This window comes from Shewanella salipaludis (genome assembly GCF_012911865.1).
GTDB classification, from domain to species: Bacteria; Pseudomonadota; Gammaproteobacteria; order Enterobacterales; family Shewanellaceae; genus Shewanella; species Shewanella salipaludis.
This window is the reverse complement of the sequence record NZ_JAAXYH010000013.1, coordinates 63,675-84,036: the sequence shown is the minus strand read 5'-3', so window position 1 is coordinate 84,036 and position 20,362 is coordinate 63,675. Positions and strand designations below refer to the sequence as shown.

Sequence of the window (20,362 nt, the reverse complement as noted above, 5' to 3'; positions counted from 1 at the left end):
CGTACCCGATTAGAGTGCCCAGCCGCCCATGTAGAAGCACACCAGGCCCAGGGTAATGAGCAGCACCCCGGGTTTCAGCCGACGCCACTCGCCGCTGCAGAGACGCCCCACCACCAGAGTCACGAACCCCAGCATGATGCCCGTCACTATGTTGCAACTGAGGATGATGAACACGGCGCAGGTCAAGCCCGCCATGGCATCGACCCTGTCGTTGAAATCCAGCTTGGTCACATTGCTCAACATCAGCAGCCCCACATACATGAGTGCCGGCGCGGTCGCGTACGCAGGCACCAGATAGCTCAAGGGGGCCAGGAACATCATGACCAAAAACAACACCCCGACTATGGTCGCCGTCAGGCCCGTCTTGCCGCCGGCGGCCGTGCCTGCCGCGGATTCTATGTAGACGGCGGCGGGAGCACCACCGACCACACCGGCAAACATGCTGCTGACCGAGTCAGAGGTCAGGGCCTTGCCACCGCCTATGATATTGTCTTGCTCGTCGAGCAAGTCGGCCTGACCGGCAACGGCGCGTATTGTGCCTGTGGCATCAAAAATGGCCGTCATCACCAGTGCCAGCACTATCGGCAGCACCACAGGATTGAGCGCCCCCATCACATCCAGCTGGCCTATGAGCGAATGTTCCGAGCCCAGATCCGGCCAGGCGAACAGCCCCTGGTACTTGACCGCTGGATCGAACACCAAGCCAAATACGGACAGGAGGATGATCACCAGCAGTATGCCGCCCGGCACGCCGCGACGCTCCAGCCCTATGGTCGCCGCCAGGCCCAACACGGTTGCTATCACGGGCAGGCTGTTGATGTCACCGAGTTTGACCGGCAGCCCAGCGTCGTTGGCGACGATCAGCTGCACGCTGTTGGTGGCGATCAGGAGCAGGAACAGGCCTATGCCTATGCCTGTACCATGGGCTATGCCCGCAGGCAGATTTGTCAGTACCCACTGACGTATGCCGGTCACACTCACCAGGGTGAAGCAAACGCCCATCAGGAAGATGGCCCCCAGGGTCACGGGAATAGACATGTGCTGGCCCAATACCAGACTGAAGGCGGTGAAGGCGGTCAGGGAGATGGCGCAGCCGATCGCCATGGGCAGATTGGCCCATAGCCCCATGAGCAAGGAGCCGAAGGCGGCGATGAGACAGGTGGCGATAAACACGGCTCCGGGATCGAATCCGGCCGTGCCCAGCATATTGGGCACCACTATCACCGAATACACCATGGCGAGAAACGTCGTCAGGCCGGCGATCACTTCCTGGCGCAGATGACTGCCCCTGGCCGTAATCTTGAAATAGTTGTCGAGCAGGGCCTTAGGGGGTAAGGCGGTTGAACTGATAGATGCGGATTTCATATTGTTATACCTTTAACGCGCTCGCTCGAAGCAAGGCAATTTTTATCTTTGGGTATGTTTTATCTTTGGGTAGAGTACGCCAGCCTCGGCTGCGCCGCGGATCATACTGGATTCTGATCGCGAATGCGAAATCTTGCTGCCGCCCGACTATGCCCCGACGACTAAATGTTGACCTGAGCCCTGTTTGACCTGAGCCCAGTTTGACCGCGGCTTTCTGCGCTCTGCCCTATGAGCTATGAGCTATGAGCTATGACAGAGAGCCGAGCGGCGCCATACCGTCTAGGGCAATCCAGGGCAATCGCCGGGGAAAATCCGTGGGAAATGGGCTTAAGGGACAACAAGGACTACACTAAGCCAAGAGCAAAGAGACCAGACTGGCGGCGATCCCGAGCCGCCTGAGGAAGCATTATGGATGAAAGGCGCATGTTCTCGAGAGTGTTATTTGCCGCACCGGCACAACTGCACCAGAAGCTGCGGAGCTGGCCCACCCATATACTGGATTTGAGTCTCAACGGCGCCCTGGTCGAAGAACCCCAAGACTTCGACCCCAAACCCGATGAAGTGCTGTGGCTGAGTCTTTGCTTGCCAGATTCGGATATCCAGGTGCGGATGGAGACCCTGCTGGTCCATAGGGATAGGCGCCAGCTGGGGCTCAAGTGTACCCATATAGACATAGACAGCATCTCACATCTGCGGCGCATGATGGAACTGAACCTGGGCGACGCCTCCCTGCTGAACCGGGAGTTGCTCCGCTTCGTCCAGCGCCATGACACCGAGCCCTACGTCTAGCGGCCGTGGCCTTGCCTCTTCTACTGACAGGTGTCACGGCCAGGCTCAGATGGCCTCCAGCGCCTCGGACAACTTAGTCACTCCTATGACCTGCATTCCCGGCGGAAACTTCTTCGGCACATTGGCCTTGGGCACTATCGCCCGCTTGAAGCCATGCTTGGCCGCCTCGATCAATCTTTCCTGACCGTTGGGCACGGGGCGAATTTCCCCGGACAGGCCCACCTCGCCGAAGGCCACCAGCTCGCTCGGCAGTATCTCGCCCCTGAAGCTGGACACCATGGCCAGCAGCAGGGTGAGATCGGCGCTGGTCTCGCTGACCTTGACACCACCGACCACGTTGACGAACACGTCCTGATCCGACATCTGCAAGCCACCGTGGCGATGCATCACCGCCAACAACATGGCCAAACGGTTGGCATCCATGCCGACGGCGACCCGCCGCGGATTGGCCAACGCCGAATCATCCACCAGCACCTGCAGCTCCACCAGCAGCGGCCTGGTGCCTTCCCACACCACCATCACCAGGGAGCCGGAGGCCGCTTCGTCGCCGCGGGACAGGAAGATAGCCGACGGGTTGGCCACTTCCTTCAGGCCGCGCTCCGTCATGGCGAACACCCCCAGCTCGTTGATGGCACCGAAGCGGTTCTTATGGGATCTCAGGGTGCGGTAACGGCTGTCGCTGTCGCCCTCAAACATCACCGAACAATCTATGCAGTGCTCCAACACCTTGGGGCCGGCCAGGCTGCCGTCCTTGGTGACATGACCCACCATGATGACGGCTATGCCATGCTGCTTGGCGAAGCGGGTCAGGAAGGAAGCGGACTCGCGCACCTGGGATACGCTGCCGGGGGAGGATTGCACATCACTCATGTGCATCACCTGGATAGAGTCGATCACTATCACCTTGGGCTGTTCCTGCAGGGCTATCTCGCAAATCTGCTCGACGCTGGTCTCGGACAGCATGCGCAAGCGGGTCGTCGGCAGGCCCAACCTGTGGGCACGCATGGCGACCTGCTGCAAGGATTCTTCCCCCGTCACATACAAGGCCGGCATCACCTCGGCCAACTGGCATAGGGTCTGCAGCAAGAGGGTACTCTTGCCCGCCCCAGGGTGGCCGCCTATGAGGATGGCCGAGCCGGGCACTATGCCGCCGCCGAGCACCCGGTCCAGCTCGCCGAAATAGCTGGCGATTCTGGGGAGTTCGTTGAGATCTATCTGATCCAGTGTCTGTACCGCACTCGGGCCGGCACCGGCATAACCGGCAAATTTGCTGCCCCGCCCGGGGCTTATCGCACCCAACCTGACTTCTGTGATGGTATTCCATTCACTACATGCACTACACTGTCCCTGCCAACGGGGAAAGTCTTGTCCACACTCATTGCATACATACGCGGTTTTATTTTTTGCCATAACTCATCGGGGTTCATATAAAATCAATAAAGTAGCCGGGATTGCGGCCGACATAAGACTAACAGCCAGATACATAATAAGCATTATAAAAGAACCTGTAGATGAGCCTAGAAGAACATAGCGCCTTAATAGCCCAACTCAAACCTCTGCTGATGGAACCCGATTTTGACGAGGTATTTCAGCAGCTGACGCTCGACGAGTCCAACTCCACCCGTTTCCTGGTCAAGATGGAGTTGAACCGTCTCGCCTCGCCCTGCACCCGCATCATAGATCTGCGCGATAAGTCCGAACTGCCATGCGATGAGATCCGCCAGGGCCAGCTGAGGCATTTTCTCGACGCCCCGGCCAAGAGCGCATTGCTCGAAGCCATGTCACTGTTTCGCGACAAGTATACCCTGGGGGTATACGAGCATGTGCTCCAGGCCCATAAGGAGCGGCGCCAACGCCAGAGACAAGACAAGGCGCTGGACAAGAGCCAGGCAGACAACTTTCTGGTACCAGGCGTCGTGCTGGGTAATTACCTGTATCGCTGCGAGCAGCGGATGAACTACAGCATCAAGATCTCACTGCAACAGGGTTCGCAACCGGCCGTGGCCGGCGTCACCCTGGATCTCTCGGTCGGCGGCGCCCGAATTCGGCTGCCAAATCCTGTGGTTGTGGATGCCAGTGAGCCGGTACGCATCAAGTTGTTGGAACTGGGCGAAGAGTATTATTTTCAGGATCTGCAACAGGGGATAGAGTATCAGATAGTCGAACTGGAGACGGACAACGACTTTAGCTGGATGCGACTCAAACGCCTAGGGGGCTCACAGGCACTATCCGACCTGCTCGAACAGGTGATCCTCAGCTATAAGTTGAGGTATAAGGTCGACATCAACGATGTGTTGCTCAGCACCACTGGCCTGGGATTCGAACGTCACTATCTGCCGCACTTGCCCCACCTGCCGCTGTTTGTCGCCGGCTCGGCCCCAGCCCCGGTGCTGAGCCACATGCTGCTCAGCCAGGACAACAGCCAACTGCTGCACTATTTTCAGGATGAAAATAACATCAGCCAGCTTCCCGGCATGCTGACCCAGCCCAGGCTCACTGCCCTGCTCGCCGAGCCGGACAATGCCGAACATAGCCTGTTCTTCTGTTTCACCCACCTGGTCCAGGGCAAGCTCTTCTTCTATTCGGCGAGCCTGGCCGAGCTCAAGCGACAATCCAGGTTAGCCCTGTTCTTGGGCTTCGGCTCGACCAAGGCCAGCTGGCGGGTATTCAAGCTCATGCAGCATGAGATCAGCCACCAGAAAGGCTACAAACCTGCCATCTTGCCCGGCGACGACAACCGCTACTCTCCCTTGGTGGAGCAACAGCTGGCCGGCTTCAGCCATGTGCTGCAGTTGATGGACCTGAGCAGCGCCGCGGCTCAGCAGCATTACCAAGGCTGGCAATACGATACAGATGCCAACGCCCTCAAGGGCTTCGGCCAGGCAAAAATCACCGACAAGCCCATTAAACTGGTAGCCATGGAGTTCAGCGAAAGGCGCCAGGAATCCAGGTTTGCCTTCAAGACCAAGGTCAAGATCAACTTGGGACAAGAGGAGATCTCGGGTATCAGCCAGGATATCTCGGGCCGTGGGCTGCAGATCAAGCTGGAGAAAATTCCCCAACTGGATAAGCAAGATAAACAACAAGTCGTGCTGTTGAATTTCCCCGGTTTGCAATCGCTGGCGGGCAAGACAGACTTGAGCCAGATGCCATACCGTTTGGTCAGGCAGCGCAAACGCGGCCAGGTATTGCACCTCAACGCCGTCATGGGGCATACACCGCATGTGGGCATAGAGTTCCTGAACCGCTTGCTTGCCCACAACAAGGATAAGCTGGAACAGCTGGTCGAACGCCACGCCGAGGCGAAAGAGCTGGCCGATGGCATGAAGAACCTGCTGTTGCGCGAGCTGCACTCCTTGCCTTACTTCGTTGAAAAAACCGTGAAGTCGGCCAAGATAGCCTGCCTCGGGGTCGGTAATCCAGGCGCTCGCCTGAGTGCCCTGTTCGCGGATGCGGCGGCAACACAGAGCTTCAACCTGGGCCCCCTGCTCAGGGATGGCGGCTTCAAACGCCTGCTCCTCGAACCTATCCGCCAGATGAAGGCCAGCGACAACATGGATTTCTTCGAAGTCTTTATCCAAGTGTCACAACCATCCAGCGGCAGATTGCACCTGAAGTCAGTCGCCGCCTGTGAGCTGGGAGAAACCCGGGCCCAAATCGACTTCATCCGCCAGGCGCGCACCATGGGGCGTTTCGTCGCCCTGCGGGTCTATCGCGGCGCCACCGACAAGCCGGACATGCAGTACATAAGGCGTGAGCTGGAATACATCAGGGTGCATGCCAGCCACAGGGCCAAGCAACTGGAACAGCAGCTGTGGCATATCATAGGAGTAGGTGAGCTGCTGGACATAACCCAGGAAGTCGAGCTCAGATACCCGGTACTAAGCAGCTGAGTCAGATACCCGGCACTGGCCAGCTGAGCCCAGCCTAGGAACAAACACACAGCTGAAAGCCGCTGTGGCCCATACAGCATACTGGAGTAGGCGAGCTGCTGGACATAACCCGGGAAGTCGAGCTCAGATACCCGGTACTAAGCAGCTGAGTCAGATACCCGGCACTGGCCAGCTGAGCCCAGCCTCAGGAACAAACACACAGCTGAAAACCGCTGTGGCCCATACAGCATACTGGAGTAGGCGAGCTGCTGGACATGACCCGGGAAGTCGAGCTCAGATACCCGGCACTAAGCAGCTGAGAGACGGACACACAGCAGAAAAGCCGCTATGGCCCATACAGCATACTGAGGTAGCTGAACTGCTGGACATGACCCGGGAAGTCGAACTCAGCGCACTGGCGAGCCGAGTCCAGCCTCATAACAGGTCTCCGCCAAGGCTAGCCGGCCCGATACCAGTCCAGGATCTGCGGAAAATGGTCCCGCTCGGCGTCGATATGGGTCAACATGTTGGCATGGCCATAATCGTGCAGAAAACCATTGCACCTGGCCAGCAGGGTAAATTTCGCCTCCTGCATGCCGCACTCGGCGAGCATCTCCCGCACATCCGCCGGATTGCCCAGTACCTTGTCACCCTGGCCGGCAATAAACCAGGCCGGCGGCCATCGAACATCCCTGGCGGCAACCCCGTAATCGAAGTCATCGTCATGATCTATCCAGGGTCCCCTGACCCAGTCGATGCTCTGGCTCAAGGAGGCGCGGCTCTCGTTGTCCATCCCCAGACGCAGCCTGTCCGCGGCCAGATAGCCCTTGCCCTTGGCCAGGCCCGGGGCCAGACGATTCCAGAACAGGTCCACCATCAGCCATTTCTGCAGCGATTTTATCTTGATGCGGCGTTTACTGCCGAAAGTCAGCAGGGAACTGACACTGGGACGAATGTCGGCGAAACGGGCCAGACAACTGGCCATCAGGACCCCGCCCCAGGAATGGCCACACCAATGTACCCCGGCGGCATCCGGATGCCACTCGAGGATCGCCCGCTGCACCAGGGGTAATTGCTCGCGAATGACCTCCCCCTGTCCCAGGCCGAAGCCCCGGCTAATCCTCGGGGTGCTCAGGCCCCGCCCGGCCGTGTCCAGCACATACACCACAAACCCCGCCCTGGCGAGAAAACAGGCCAGGCCACGGCCGGACTGGCTGTAGAATACCCGTCCGTTGGACATGGCGCCATGCAGCATGAGGATGGGTGTCTTCCCCATATCCGGCGACGACGGCTGCACTCGCCTCAGATGCAGCCGACCATCGCGATAGGGAATAAAAACAGAGTCTTGCGCTACTGTTGATGCAGATATTGCTGAAGATGTTGCTGCTGAGGCGGTTTGCTGGGACACGGGAATTCACTGGCTAAACTAAGATACGAATAAATTAGCATCCAGGCAGCAGAAAACAAGAGTAAATACTCAAATCAACGATTTGAGCACCGCCCGGCCTGGCGCGCCGCCAATGGGCAAGCCAGGAGCGGCAGCTTAGCCCAGCCGCAACAGGTAAGGCAGCACCCGCAGATCCAAGCGCTCGATGCCCGCATCGGCGGCGGCGGCCAGCTTAGGCTTGGCATGGAAGGCGATGCCGAAATCTGCGGCCGTCACCATGGGAATATCGTTGGCACCATCGCCTATGGCCAGGCGCTGGCCCTCGGCTATCTGCCAGCGCTCGGCGCTGCTGCTGACCACATCGGCCTTGAACTGGGCATCTACCACCCTGCCCCTCACTTCGCCGCGCAATTTACCCTGCTCGATCACCAACTCGTTGGCGAAGGCGGCATCCAGTTGCAGCAGCTGCTGCAGATGGCTGACGAAGGGAGTGAAGCCCCCCGAGGCCAGCACCAAACGCCAGCCGTGGGACTTGAGCTCTGCGACCATCTCCCTCAGCCCCGGCATCAGCGGCAAGTCGGCGCATAACCTGTCTATGATCCCCGCATCGGCACCGGCGAGTTGTGCCACCCTCTGGCGCAGACTCTGCTCGAAATCCAGCTCGCCCTGCATGGCCCGCTCGGTCACGGCAGCAACCGCCTCACCGACGCCGGCCATGGCGGCCAACTCGTCGATGCATTCTATCTCTATGGCCGTCGAGTCCATGTCCATCACCAGCAGTCCCGGCTTATTCAGTTGCGCCAGCGCCCCTGAAGGTATGAATAACTCGGCCCCAAGATGCCCGGGGAAAGCCAGTCGCTGCGCCTGGCTCAAGGGCTGCGCCAGGCTGATTTCGGCGCCATACAGGCCACAGCCGCGCAGGAGCCGCGCCATGCTGAAATCACACTCGAGCCGTGCCAGCCAGTCTGCCAACCCAGGCTCTGCCTCGAGATCCCGGTAGATTAGCCTGAAACTGTGCGCCGTGCCGGCGCTGTCGGCTTCCGGATAACGGCCTATGATCCGGCCCTGAAACGCGCATGCCGATGACGCTTGCTCTCTTAACCATACAAATAAAGCGGCTTGGCTGGGCTTATCCATTAAGTCTTCTTCTCCGGCTATCGGCCTCACCCGGAATCCATTATGATTAGGCAAGCGCACGAACAATTAAGGGGCACAGTGTTATTTCTCAAAGGGCTGAAGAAGCGCCATAAGATCAGTCGACTGCTACAGGTTGCCATAGCACTGACCCTGATGGTGGGCCTCATTCAGCTGTGGCAGACAAGCCTACTACAAGGGCAAGAGCTTCTGAAGTCCCAAACACAAAAGATGGCCAGATTATTGGTACAACAGACAGCCTATGGCGCCGCCCCGGCATTGCAGCTGCAAAACGATGAGCAACTCCAGTGGCTGACCAGTGCCTTGGTCGAAGATCCCAAGGTCATGGCGGCCACAATCTACAGCGAAGCCGGGTTGCGCCTGTCTTTCGCCCAGAGCCTGACCACAGAAGAGCTGGAGCCGGACTCGCCGGCCATGGCCGACTTGCTGGCCCCCTACCCGCCCTATGTCGAACCCGTGGTTCAGGGCGGCAAGAACCTGGGGTATGTGGAAGTCAGGCTGGATCCCAAACGCTTCTTCGATGAGATCAAAGAAGCCCATCTGCATAACATGCAACAGCAACAGATAATGCTGATCGTCGCAGGGGTAATAGGCCTGCTGCTGGCCAGGGCCCTGTCGTTCAAGCGGGCCGAATTCGATCGCCGCCGCCATAGGCTGAAGCAGAGGCAAATCAGCCAACAAAAAACCAAGCCTGGCAATCAGGCCTGAGCGGGCAACGACAGTCGCAGCACAGGACATAAAAAAGCCCCCGGGCGCGAGCGCACAGGGGCTTTTCCGTTCGGTGGCCATTAGAGGGTAATGGCGGCGTCCAATGTCATTTCGATCATCTCGTTGAAGGTGGTTTGACGCTCATCGGAAGAGGTCTTCTCACCGGTACGAATATGATCCGAGACGGTAACCACACACAGGGCTCTGGCGCCGAACTCGTGGGCGACACCATAGAGACCGGCGGCTTCCATTTCGACGCCGAGCACGCCCATCTTCTCCATCACATCGAACATTTGTGGATCCGGGGTGTAGAAGAGATCGGCCGAGAAGATGTTACCGACGCGGATCTTGGTGCCCTTGTTCTTGGCAGACTCGATCACCGCGTTCATCAGCTCATAGCTGGCGATGGCGGCAAAATCCTGGCCCTTGAAACGCAGACGGTTGACCGCAGAATCTGTGCAGGCACCCATGCCTATGATGACGTCACGTACTTTCACATCTGTGCTGATGGCACCGCAGGTACCGACACGGATCAGGTTTTTCACGCCATAATCACGGATAAGTTCGGTCGCGTAGATGGAGCAGGAAGGGATGCCCATGCCTGACCCCATGACTGAGATACGCTTGCCCTTGTAGGTACCTGTGAAGCCCAGCATGTTGCGCACATCTGTGACTTGCTCAACATTCTCCAAGAAGGTTTCGGCTATGTATTTTGCCCGCAGCGGATCGCCGGGAAACAGCATGGTTTCAGCAAATGCGCCATCGACAGCATTGATATGTGGTGTTGCCATTGAAATAACCCCTGTTTATTTTTAGTAAGACTCGAGTCTTTGTTTACTGCCGGCCCAAGATGGGGCCGGCAAATTCTATTCGTCGGCGAAGCGCCAACCTTTATATGCAAATCTGCTATGCCGCATGGCAAATTCACATGCCAGCGATGAATGATTCGCCATATTCCATAGGTTCCAGCCCGAAGTAACTGGCAATCGACTGGCCCATGTCGGCGAAGCTCTGGCGCAGCCCCAGAGATCCAACCGCCAGTCCGGCGCCATAGGCCAGCACAGGCACATGTTCACGGGTATGATCCGTGCCCGGCCAAGTGGGATCGCAGCCATGATCTGCGGTCAACAACAGCAGATCTTCTTTGCCAAGTATGGCCAGTAATTCGGGTAAGCGTGAATCAAAATATTCGAGCGCCCTGGCGTAGCCGGCCACATCGCGTCTATGGCCATAGTGAGAGTCGAAATCGACGAAGTTGGTGAACACTATCGTCCTGTCACCCGCCAGCTTGACCTGTTCCAGGGTGGCATCAAACAAGGCTTCCAGCCCGTTGGCCTTCACTTTCTTGGTGATGCCGCAGTGGGCATAGATGTCGGCTATCTTGCCGACACTCACTACCTCGCCGCCGGCGTCACTCAGCTTATCCAGCACCGTCTTGGCCGGTGGCGTCAGTGAATAATCACGGCGATTGCCGGTACGGGCAAAATCCGCCGGCCCAGTGCCATCGAAAGGCCGGGCAATCACCCTGCCTATGTTGTAGGGTGCCAACTCTTCGCGGGCGATTTCACACAGGCGGTAGAGATTGTCCAGGCCGAAGCTCTGCTCGTGACAGGCAATCTGGAATACCGAATCCGCCGAGGTATAGAAAATCGGCAGCCCAGAGCGCATATGCTCTTCACCCAGCTGCTCCAGGATAGTGGTGCCCGAAGCATGGCAATTGCCAAGAAAGCCACTCAGCCCGGCGCGGGCCAAGATCTTATCCGTCAATGCGCTCGGGAAGGACTCGGTAAGGTCGCTGAAATAGCCCCAATCGAACAACACAGGCACACCGGCCATTTCCCAGTGACCACTCGGGGTGTCCTTGCCCGTGCTCAGCTCCTGGGCATGGCCATAGGCACCTATGAGTTCGACCTTGTCATCGAAACCTGCGGCGAAGGCGCCCGTGCTTTCCATTGCCGCATGTCCCAGGCCCAAACGCGCCAGGTTAGGCAGCTTCAAAGGGCCTTCGCGCCCGTCATTGGCCTCGCCATTGGCGCAAGCCTGGGCGATATGGCCGAAGGTATCTGAACCTGTGTCACCGAAGGCCGCGGCATCGCCTGCGGCGCCTACGCCGAAGGAGTCCAGCATCATAATTATGGTACGTTTCATTGTATTTCCTTTAGAGATCGCCGGCACGAATGTGGCGATAAATCTCGGGTGTTTTTTCCGGCTTGGTATCTGCGACATGCACGGCGCGTTTAACCGCGTCGGCCGCCTCGGCGAAGGCATCCTCGGACTGGGCATGGATGAAGGCCAGCGGCTTGTCGCTGCCAAGCTCATCTCCAAGGGCGCAGACCTGACTCAGGCCGACACTGTAATCCAGGGCATCGCCCGGTTTACGCCGGCCACCGCCGAGCGTCACCACCGCCAGTCCCAGCTCGCGGGTATCCATGCTGTGGGCAAAACCTGAAACATCGGCATACACGGGACGAATGATCTGTGCCTGTGGCAAGTAGTTGGCATAATTTTCGACAAAATCCGTGGGGCCACCCAGGCCGGAGACCATGCGGCCGAATACCTCTGCCGCCTTGCCGTTATCCAGCACCTGCTGCAGCTTGGCTCTGGCCTGCGCTTCGTCGTCCGCCAGGCCGCCCAGTTGCAGCATCTCGGCGCATAAGCCCAGGGTGATCTCATGGAGTCTGGGGTTGCGGTAGCGCCCGGTGAGGAAGTCGATCGCCTCCTTCACTTCGACCCCATTACCGGCACTCGAGGCCAATACCTGATTCATGTCCGTCAGCAGCGCCGTGGTCTTGGTACCGGCACCATTGGCGACGGCCGTGATGCTGCGCGCCAGCGCCTCGGAGGCGTCGTAGCTTGGCATGAAGGCGCCCGAACCGACTTTGACATCCATCACCAGGGCATCGAGACCGGCGGCGAGTTTCTTCGACAGGATAGAGGCTGTGATGAGCGAGATGGACTCGACTGTGGCCGTATTGTCGCGGATAGCATAGAAACGCTTATCCGCCGGCACCAGGTCGCCGGTCTGGCCTATGATGGCCACCCCGACCTCCTTGACTACCTTGCGAAACAAAGCGCTGTCGGGCTCAGTCCGATAACCTGGGATGGCATCGAACTTATCCAGGGTGCCGCCCGTGTGTCCCAGGCCACGGCCGGAAATCATGGGCACATAGCCGCCACAGGCGGCGGCCATGGGGCCGAGCATCAGGCTGATGACATCGCCGACACCGCCGGTGCTATGCTTGTCGATGACTGGGCCATCGAGTCCGAGTGACTGCCAATCGAGCACAGTGCCTGAGTCGCGCATGGCCTCGGTCAGGGCGATGCGCTCATCCATATTCATGTCGTTGAAATAGACCGCCATCCCCAGCGCGGCTATCTGACCCTCGGATACCGAATTGTCTGTGATCCCTTTGACAAAAAATTGAATCTCTTCTGTACTCAGGGCTTTACCGTCGCGTTTATTGCGAATAATTTCTTGCGCCAGAAACATCTTACTGCCTCCCAAACTGTGCCGAGTTCACATTCGGCAAGATTTGTCCTGCTCTTCTGCCGGTAGCATGACCGGCATAGGCTGCTTACCCTACAAGGCGATAAGCACCGACATCCGCTATATCACAGAGATCAATAGCCCTGGGCAGGCTTAGGCGCATCGGCCAATTCCAGTGTATGCAGCAGGCTGTTGAGCAGGCTGGAAGCACCGAAACGGAAGGTGCGAGGGCTGATCCAGTCGGCGCCCAGAATACGCTCGGCGACGCCCAGGAATTCGGCGGCCTGGGCCGCATCACGCACCCCACCGGCGGGCTTGAAGCCCACTTTGGTATTCTTCTCGGCTATCACGGTCAACATGATTTCCGCGGCTTCCAGAGTGGCGTTCACAGCCACCTTGCCGGTTGAAGTCTTGATGAAATCGGCGCCGGCATCTATGGCCAGCTCGGAGGCACGGCGGATCAGCGCCGCATCGGCCAGCACGCCGGATTCTATGATGACCTTGAGCAGCACCTCATCGCCACACTCTTCCTTACAGGCCTTGACCAGCTCGAAACCCAAGGTTTCGTTGCCATCCATCAGGGCGCGATAGGGGAAGACGACATCGACCTCGTCGGCGCCGTAGGCGATGGCCGCACGGGTTTCCAATACCGCGATGGCGATATCGTCGTTACCATGGGGGAAGTTGGTGACTGTGGCTATTCTGATATCTTCAGCGCCAATTTCTTCCAGGGTCTTGCGGGCGATGGGAATGAAGCGTGGATAGATGCAGATGGCGGCGGTGTTGCCCGCCGCCGTCTTGGCCTTGTGGCACAGTTCTATGACCTTCTGCTCAGTGTCGTCATCGTTCAGTGTGGTCAAGTCCATCAGTTCGATGGCGCGTTGGGCCGCTTGTTTTAAGTCTGTCATTTTAGCTCTCCGAAACGAAAATTAAAGTAATAGCAATCCGTCGTTTGGCTACGCATAGAAGTGGCATTTCTTGATTATTCTTATGGCCGGGCCTTCGGGCTGTGCCTGGCATCCTGTACGAGCAGGATACCTTATTTTTAGGGTATTCAATGTTGATAACAACTAGCTGACGCTAGGGTCACGACTTGAATCCTTGAAGACCGGGAAGGGGAACTAGAGACTAGATTCCTGCCTTTCCGCGAAAATTCCATTTTAGCGCGAGAAAATCACAAACCTTTAGCTAAATAAGCTCGACAGAGATGGAGCATGCTTACATAAAGATTCAGATAGCAGAGAAAAACCGGGCCGCAGCGACTGCGGCCCGGAGACACATTAGAACTTGTATGTCGCAGACAGGTAGTGTGACCAACCAGTAGATTCCAGACCTACTATGCCACCCTTGTCTTCCAACAGGTACACGTCCTTGAAGCCTTTCAGGCCATAACCCAGGGCGTAACGATCTGAGTGCCAGTACAGGCCGAAGAAGATGTTACCACCGCTGGTCGTCTTAGGAACGAACATGTTGTCGTCAGCGTCAGCACCGAACTGGTAGTCGATGTAACCCTGGAATGACAGGAAGCTCTTGTTATCGAAGAAGTAGAAAGGCTTGAACCAGTTGGCAGAGAACTGATAACCGTTCCACTCTTTGTTGTTCATGTCATAGTAACCGTACAGGTTCATGCCGGTTTTGCCTAACCAAGGCACCATAACATCGGCACCCACACCCCAGAAGGTAGAGTTCACGCCTTCGCCGTTCAGACCGTCCCAGTTGAACAGAGTAGAGAAGTACACTTCCTGGATAGGACCAACAGACAAGTCTTTACCGAAGATGGCATCCAGTGAGAAACGTGGATTGAACTTCATGAAGATCTTGCTGGTACCTGAACCTGGGTTCTTGTCGCCATGCTGTGAGCTTTCATTAGCCAGGTTGAACACGTCAACATAACCGTACAGGTCTACTATGCCTGAACGACCGCCGAATTCCATTTCCAGGTAGTTATGTTGATCGCCTGAAGCTGGGTTATCTGGCTTTTCACCGATAGAATACATGGCATTGAACTGCATCCACTTATAGTCAGTGGCGTGCAGATCGGTACGATCGGCAGCGAAAGCGTTACCTGAGATAGCTGCAACGGCGGTAGCCGCCAGTGCTAAAGACTTAACATTTTTCATCATCAACCCCATTTATCTTAATGTGCTGTCATCGAGGACAGCGTTCTTTTTTTATGGCGCCCGCATTTTACCTGGATTAACAAAAAGCACAATAATCAGAGGTAAAATCACAAACACAAAATTCTTAAATGTGAACAAAGTCGCGACTTTTTGTATACAGCTTTACAACTACAAGCCAGTCTTGGACTTCAACAGCCAGAGCTCCACTGCATGGGTAATGCCCTGAACTACATAAATAAAAATCTACTTCGGAAAATGGTTGGATTAACTTGGGTCCTGCCCTCGAGGCACAGGACCCAGTTAGCTGCAGAGAAGCGCTTCGCCTTAGAGGGCGATGAACAAGCCTGCAAGTGTCGCACTCATCAGGTTAGCCATAGAGCCGGCGATGACGGCACGTATGCCCAGCTTAGCCAGATCATGACGACGTGTTGGCGCCATGGCACCTAAGCCACCCAGCAGGATCGCGATAGATGACAGGTTAGCGAAACCACACAGGGCGAAAGAAATGATAGCCTGAGTCCTGTGAGACATGGCCAGACCAGTTTCAGCAACAAGCAGACCACCATCGGCGATGTCTTTCAGGTAAGGAGCGAAGTTCAGGTAAGCAACGAATTCGTTGACTATGATCTTCTGACCTATGAATGAACCTGCGATGAAGGCTTCGTTCCAAGGTACACCGATCAGGTATGCCAGAGGCATGAACACATAACCCAGGATCAGTTCCAGCGTCAGACCTTCAACACCGAACCAACCGCCTACGCCACCCAAGATACCGTTGAGCATGGCGATCAGACCCACGAAGGCCAGCAACATAGCGCCAACGTTCAGTGCCAGGTGCATACCTGATGAAGCACCGGCGGCAGCCGCGTCGAGTACGTTAGCCGGCTTGTCTGGATCTTCTGGCAGCTCGTCCATTTCGTTCTTGGTGGTTTCAGTTTCAGGATGCATCAGCTTAGCCATCAACAGACCACCGGGTGCCGCCATGAAAGAAGCCGCAACCAGATACTCGATAGGCACACCCATTTGGGCATAACCGGCCAGCACTGAACCTGCGATAGAAGCCAGACCGCCCACCATGATGGCGAACAGTTCAGATTGAGTCATGGTAGGAATGAAGGGACGCACAACCAGAGGCGCTTCAGTCTGACCCACGAAGATGTTTGCCGTAGCAGACATAGACTCGGTACGGCTGGTACCCAGGGCTTTCTGCAGACCACCACCTATGATGCGGATGATCCACTGCATGATGCCCAGGTAATAAAGCACGGCAATCAGCGAAGAGAAGAACACGATAACCGGCAGTACGTTGACGGCGAAGATAAAGCCCAGCTTGAAGTGAGCCAGATCGCCGAACAAGAAGCCGATACCGTTTTGTGCGTAGCCTATGACGCTGGATACGGCATCAGACACGCTTTTCAGAATGTCTTTACCTACGGGAACGTATAATACGAAACCACCGAAGGCCGCCTGAATAGCCAAGGCGCCACCAACGGTACGCCAGTTAATGGCCTTCTTGTTATTCGACAGGAGGTAACCTATCGCAAGCAGGGTGACCACCCCTACTAAACTCATTAATATATTCATCAACCATCACCCTATTGTTAACATTTTTTAATTATGTTGTTAATCAACCTATATTCCGCGGGAGATTATACCCGAGCCAAAATTGAAAATCGTTGTTTTCATCGCCTTTTTGACGCTAAATTTCAGAAGTTTATCCAAGTAGTCAGACCTCTCGACAACCTGTTTATTCAAAAACAACTAAAGGTCAAACAGTTGACGCGCATTGGCCTGGAGTTGTTCTGATATCAGAACATTGGTTTTTTTTCGGATCTGGGCTATTTCGTCGACAAATTGCACGAGATTGGTGGGGTCATTGCGGGAAACCGCAGAGGTTATCGGGGTCATGGCGGGAGAATCCGTCTCCAAAACGAAGGCGTCCAGCGGCATTTCGGACAGGGTTTTATGCAGTTTTTTTGCATTTGGATTCACCACCAAACCGCCGACACCCAGCTTGAAACCCAGCTTGATATACTCACAGGCCACCTCTGGGCCGGCGGAGAAAGCATGCACTACCCCCCCACGAGCCGGGCGGGAAGCCTTCAACAGCGCCAGCATCTCGCCATGGGCCTTGACCACATGCAGTATCAGGGGCAAGTCGGTCCGCTTGGCCAAATCGAGTTGCGCCTGTACATAAGCGACTTGCAAGGGCCAGGGCTGTGAATGCCGCTTGTCCAGGCCACATTCGCCTATCGCCACCAAACGTTTGTTGCCAAGGTGTCGATTCACCAAGGCCTCGAGTTCGCTCATGGCCGGCTCCAGCACCGGCGGGCAATGCCAGGGATGGATCCCCAAGGCAAAATAACAGTCAAATTCGGCGGCCACCGCCAATTGCTTATCCCAATGGCTCGGCGATACCCCGGGAATGATCGCCCCTGTTACCCCAACGGCGGCCATGGCGGCAAACACCGCCGCCCTGTCGGGATCAAACTCGCTGAAGTCCAGATGTGCATGTGTGTCTATCAACATAGCAATCCTATTGAGGTTATCCCTTGAATGCAAAGCCAATATCGGAGGCTTTGACCCGGAACCAGATCTGGCAACGCCGGCCAGCGATGTTAGTTATAGCACTTATCCCTCCGAGGGAGCGGCGTTTCAGGCAACAAAAAAGGCGGTGATTAGCCGCCTCTTTCATTCAAAACCTGGATGAGCAAACTCAGTGCTCGCGGGTCTTGGCAAACTCGACATCCGGATACCTTTCCATCGACAAGTTCAAATTGACCATGGTGGGTGCGATATAGGTCAAGTTGTCGCCGCCATCGAGTGCCAGATTGGGGCTGCATTTACGGCGGAACTCTTCCAGCTTGCGCTCATCCTTGCAGTAAACCCAACGGGCGGTCGCCACATTGATACCTTCGTAGATGGCTTCGACATTATATTCGCTCTTGAGGCGACCTACGACCACCTCAAACTGCAGCACCCCGACGGCACCGACGATGAGGTCGTTACTGTCCAACGGCCTGAAGACCTGCACAGCCCCTTCTTCGGACAACTGAACCAAGCCTTTGAGCAGTTGTTTCTGCTTCAGCGGATCCTTCAGGCGAATGCGGCGAAACATCTCCGGAGCGAAGTTAGGCACCCCAGTGAAACGCAGCTTCTCGCCCTGGGTGAAGGTATCGCCGATGCGAATGGTGCCGTGGTTATGCAGGCCTATGATATCGCCCGGATAAGCCACTTCGGCGCGCTCACGGTCGCCGGCCATGAAGGTCAAGGCATCGCTGACGTTGACATCCTTGCCGATGCGCACATGGTGCATCTTCATGCCCTGCTCATAACGCCCGGAACAGATACGCATGAAGGCAACCCTGTCTCTATGCTTGGGATCCATGTTCGCCTGGATCTTGAACACGAAACCCGAAAACTTTTCTTCGTCAGGGGTCACATCACGGACATCACTCTCGCGCGGCAACGGCTTGGGTGCCCACTCGACTATCCCGTCGAGAATATGATCGACGCCGAAGTTCCCCAGAGCCGTACCGAAGAATACCGGGGTCAGTTCCCCCTTCAAGAAGGCTTCCAGATTAAACTCGTGGGAAGCACCGGCAACCAGTTCCATTTCTTCGCGTAAGTCGGCGGCATAACTGCCGATGGCAGCCTCCAGCTCGGGGTTATCCAGGCCCTTGATGGTGCGCACGTCCTGAATGGTGTGGCCCATACCGCCCTGATAGAGGATCACCTCATCACGCAACAGATGGTACACCCCCTTGAATTCCTTACCCGAACCTATGGGCCAGGTGATGGGCGCACAGGCCATTTTGAGTATGTCTTCGACCTCATCCATCAACTCTATGGGATCGCGAATATCGCGGTCGAGTTTGTTCATGAAGGTGACAATAGGGGTGTCGCGCAGCCGGGTGACTTCCATCAGCTTGATGGTACGTTCCTCGACACCCTTGGCCGAATCTATCACCATCAAGCAGGAGTCAACGGCGGTCAGAGTTCGATAGGTATCTTCGGAAAAGTCTTCGTGGCCCGGGGTGTCGAGCAGGTTAACCAAGGCGCCGCCATAGGGAAATTGCATCACAGAGGTGGTAATGGAAATCCCCCTGTCCTTCTCCATTTCCATCCAGTCAGACTTAGCGTGCTGACCGGACTTCTTGCCCTTGACGGTACCGGCTTTTTGCAAAGCGTTTCCGAACAACAGCACTTTTTCCGTGATGGTGGTTTTACCCGCATCGGGGTGCGAAATGATGGCGAAGGTACGACGTTTGTCCACCTCTACTCTATTGCCTGACATGTTAACCTGTGCACTGAGATCGCTAAAAAGGCGCAAATTATACCGTCTCAGCCCAGCCTTGGCTAGGCAAAGGCTGGGCTGAGTCCCGCTTGGGGTGATTAATCCCGATTTTCCAGCCGTTGCTGAACCTTGGCCAGCTCGATTCTGGCATACCTGTGTTCGACGAAATCATAGATATTGGTCGCCAGCGTCAGCCTGAAATAATTGGCCGCTTCCTGATAGTCACCCTTGGCACTGGCCATCTTGGCCAGATAGAAATAGGCTTCGCACAGGCGTTCGGCATACTCCTTGGGTTGACTCAGGCCTGTCTTGGCGGCGGTAAACACGGCTTGTTTGCTGCGCTTACCCAAGTAGTAATCCACCAACACAGTCGCCCAGGCGGCATCATCGAGCTTACTGCGATTGGCCATCAGCTCTGATTTGGCGCCGGGCGCATCGACGGTGGCTTCGATGAGATACAACCACAGGGCGCGATAACCATCGTGCTCGTCCTTCTGGTAGAAGGACTTCATGTCGGCGATGGCCAGCTCATTGCGCTCACCATAATAAAGTGCGATCCCCCGGTTCAGATAGGCATAATCATAATCTGGGGCCAACTCCAATACCCCTTCGAATGCTTCATAGGCACTCTCGAACTCGCCTTCCTGGGTGTAGTAGATCCCCAGGAAATTGTAGGCATCGGCGAGATTGGGTTGCAGCTTCAAGGCTTGATGAAAGTCGATGCGTCCGAGCAACCTCAGGCCGACACTGTCGTAGATCACTCCCCTGTCGTAATGAAACCTCGCTCTCTGCTCGTCGGTCAGTTCCATCATGGCCAAAATTTCATTCAGCTTGGCCAGGGTAATTTCCAATTTATAGTCAGGCATCACGGGGGCGACGACCAGCTTGCCGGCGATATCTGCGTGACTGTCGTCCAACGAGGTCGATGCACAGCCGCTTAACGAGAGACTGGCCGTGGCCAATAACGCTGCCAGGGTGCTTGCTAGTTTAAAATTCATCCATTCCTACCTTTACAGTCGAAGACGCCATGGATCGAGGCGCCGAGATTCATACGCGCCTGTCATGCCACTGTATTCCATAATAGCAACCCCACTGCGGCAGGGCTATCGACGAATCACGATAAATGATCAATTCATAAATTACGGGCACAAAAAAGGAGATCCGAAGATCTCCTTTTTTATC

Annotated in this window: 16 protein-coding genes; 3 read left to right on the top strand and 13 right to left on the bottom strand. The window is 56.3% G+C overall.

What is annotated here, in order from left to right; translation table 11 throughout:
• Positions 1-9: 9 nt before the first annotated feature.
• The gene (locus tag HC757_RS15520) at positions 10-1,365 is read right to left on the bottom strand and encodes an NCS2 family permease (protein ID WP_169565292.1); all 1,356 of its coding nucleotides are present in this window, start codon (positions 1,363-1,365) and stop codon (positions 10-12) included.
• Positions 1,366-1,773: 408 nt separating this feature from the next.
• Here HC757_RS15520 and HC757_RS15515 point away from each other — a divergent pair, with 408 nt between their 5' ends.
• Positions 1,774-2,154 carry a PilZ domain-containing protein gene (locus tag HC757_RS15515; protein WP_169565291.1) on the top strand — a complete coding sequence of 127 codons (381 nt, stop codon included), beginning with the start codon at positions 1,774-1,776 and terminating at the stop codon, positions 2,152-2,154.
• A gap of 45 nt (positions 2,155-2,199) precedes the next feature.
• On the opposite strand, the gene radA is transcribed toward HC757_RS15515, so the two are convergent.
• Positions 2,200-3,564, bottom strand: a complete 1,365-nt coding sequence (radA, locus tag HC757_RS15510) for a DNA repair protein RadA (protein WP_169565290.1) — start codon at positions 3,562-3,564, stop codon at positions 2,200-2,202.
• A 101-nt stretch (positions 3,565-3,665) separates the two neighbouring features.
• On the opposite strand from radA, the gene HC757_RS15505 reads away from it, so the two are divergent.
• The gene (locus HC757_RS15505) at positions 3,666-6,047 is read left to right on the top strand and encodes a PilZ domain-containing protein (RefSeq protein ID WP_169565289.1); all 2,382 of its coding nucleotides are present in this window, start codon (positions 3,666-3,668) and stop codon (positions 6,045-6,047) included.
• 436 nt (positions 6,048-6,483) lie between these two features.
• Here the strand turns inward: HC757_RS15505 and HC757_RS15500 are convergent, their stop codons facing one another.
• Positions 6,484-7,302, bottom strand: coding sequence for an alpha/beta fold hydrolase (locus tag HC757_RS15500; protein ID WP_169565288.1), 819 nt, complete (start codon positions 7,300-7,302; stop codon positions 6,484-6,486).
• Positions 7,303-7,569: 267 nt separating this feature from the next.
• The gene (serB, locus tag HC757_RS15495; RefSeq protein WP_169565287.1) at positions 7,570-8,550 is read right to left on the bottom strand and encodes a phosphoserine phosphatase SerB; all 981 of its coding nucleotides are present in this window, start codon (positions 8,548-8,550) and stop codon (positions 7,570-7,572) included.
• Between the two features lie 78 nt (positions 8,551-8,628).
• Here serB and HC757_RS15490 point away from each other — a divergent pair, with 78 nt between their 5' ends.
• Positions 8,629-9,276 (top strand): AhpA/YtjB family protein, encoded by a 648-nt coding sequence (locus HC757_RS15490; RefSeq protein ID WP_169565286.1) that lies wholly within the window; start codon positions 8,629-8,631, stop codon positions 9,274-9,276.
• A gap of 80 nt (positions 9,277-9,356) precedes the next feature.
• Here HC757_RS15490 and deoD read toward each other — a convergent pair whose 3' ends face one another.
• The 9 genes from deoD to nlpI form a co-directional block, all read right to left on the bottom strand.
• Positions 9,357-10,067 (bottom strand): purine-nucleoside phosphorylase, encoded by a 711-nt coding sequence (deoD, locus tag HC757_RS15485; protein ID WP_169565285.1) that lies wholly within the window; start codon positions 10,065-10,067, stop codon positions 9,357-9,359.
• A gap of 133 nt (positions 10,068-10,200) precedes the next feature.
• A complete protein-coding gene (locus HC757_RS15480) occupies positions 10,201-11,424 on the bottom strand; it encodes a phosphopentomutase (RefSeq protein WP_169565284.1) in 1,224 nt (407 codons plus the stop codon).
• Positions 11,425-11,434: 10 nt separating this feature from the next.
• Entirely contained in the window at positions 11,435-12,766 is a 1,332-nt protein-coding gene (gene deoA, locus HC757_RS15475) for a thymidine phosphorylase (protein ID WP_169565283.1), read from the bottom strand.
• A gap of 131 nt (positions 12,767-12,897) precedes the next feature.
• Positions 12,898-13,671: a deoxyribose-phosphate aldolase gene (gene deoC / locus HC757_RS15470; RefSeq protein ID WP_169565282.1), complete on the bottom strand. Its 774-nt coding sequence runs from the start codon at positions 13,669-13,671 to the stop codon at positions 12,898-12,900.
• Between the two features lie 372 nt (positions 13,672-14,043).
• A complete protein-coding gene (locus HC757_RS15465) occupies positions 14,044-14,883 on the bottom strand; it encodes a nucleoside-specific channel-forming Tsx family protein (RefSeq protein WP_169565281.1) in 840 nt (279 codons plus the stop codon).
• Between the two features lie 324 nt (positions 14,884-15,207).
• The gene (locus HC757_RS15460; RefSeq protein WP_169565280.1) at positions 15,208-16,467 is read right to left on the bottom strand and encodes a NupC/NupG family nucleoside CNT transporter; all 1,260 of its coding nucleotides are present in this window, start codon (positions 16,465-16,467) and stop codon (positions 15,208-15,210) included.
• A gap of 177 nt (positions 16,468-16,644) precedes the next feature.
• Positions 16,645-17,409, bottom strand: coding sequence for a TatD family hydrolase (locus HC757_RS15455; RefSeq protein ID WP_169565313.1), 765 nt, complete (start codon positions 17,407-17,409; stop codon positions 16,645-16,647).
• A 190-nt stretch (positions 17,410-17,599) separates the two neighbouring features.
• On the bottom strand, positions 17,600-19,180 hold the full coding sequence (prfC, locus tag HC757_RS15450) for a peptide chain release factor 3 (RefSeq protein WP_169565279.1): 1,581 nt from the start codon (positions 19,178-19,180) through the stop codon (positions 17,600-17,602).
• A gap of 98 nt (positions 19,181-19,278) precedes the next feature.
• A complete protein-coding gene (nlpI, locus tag HC757_RS15445; RefSeq protein ID WP_169565278.1) occupies positions 19,279-20,178 on the bottom strand; it encodes a lipoprotein NlpI in 900 nt (299 codons plus the stop codon).
• Positions 20,179-20,362 lie beyond the last annotated feature (184 nt).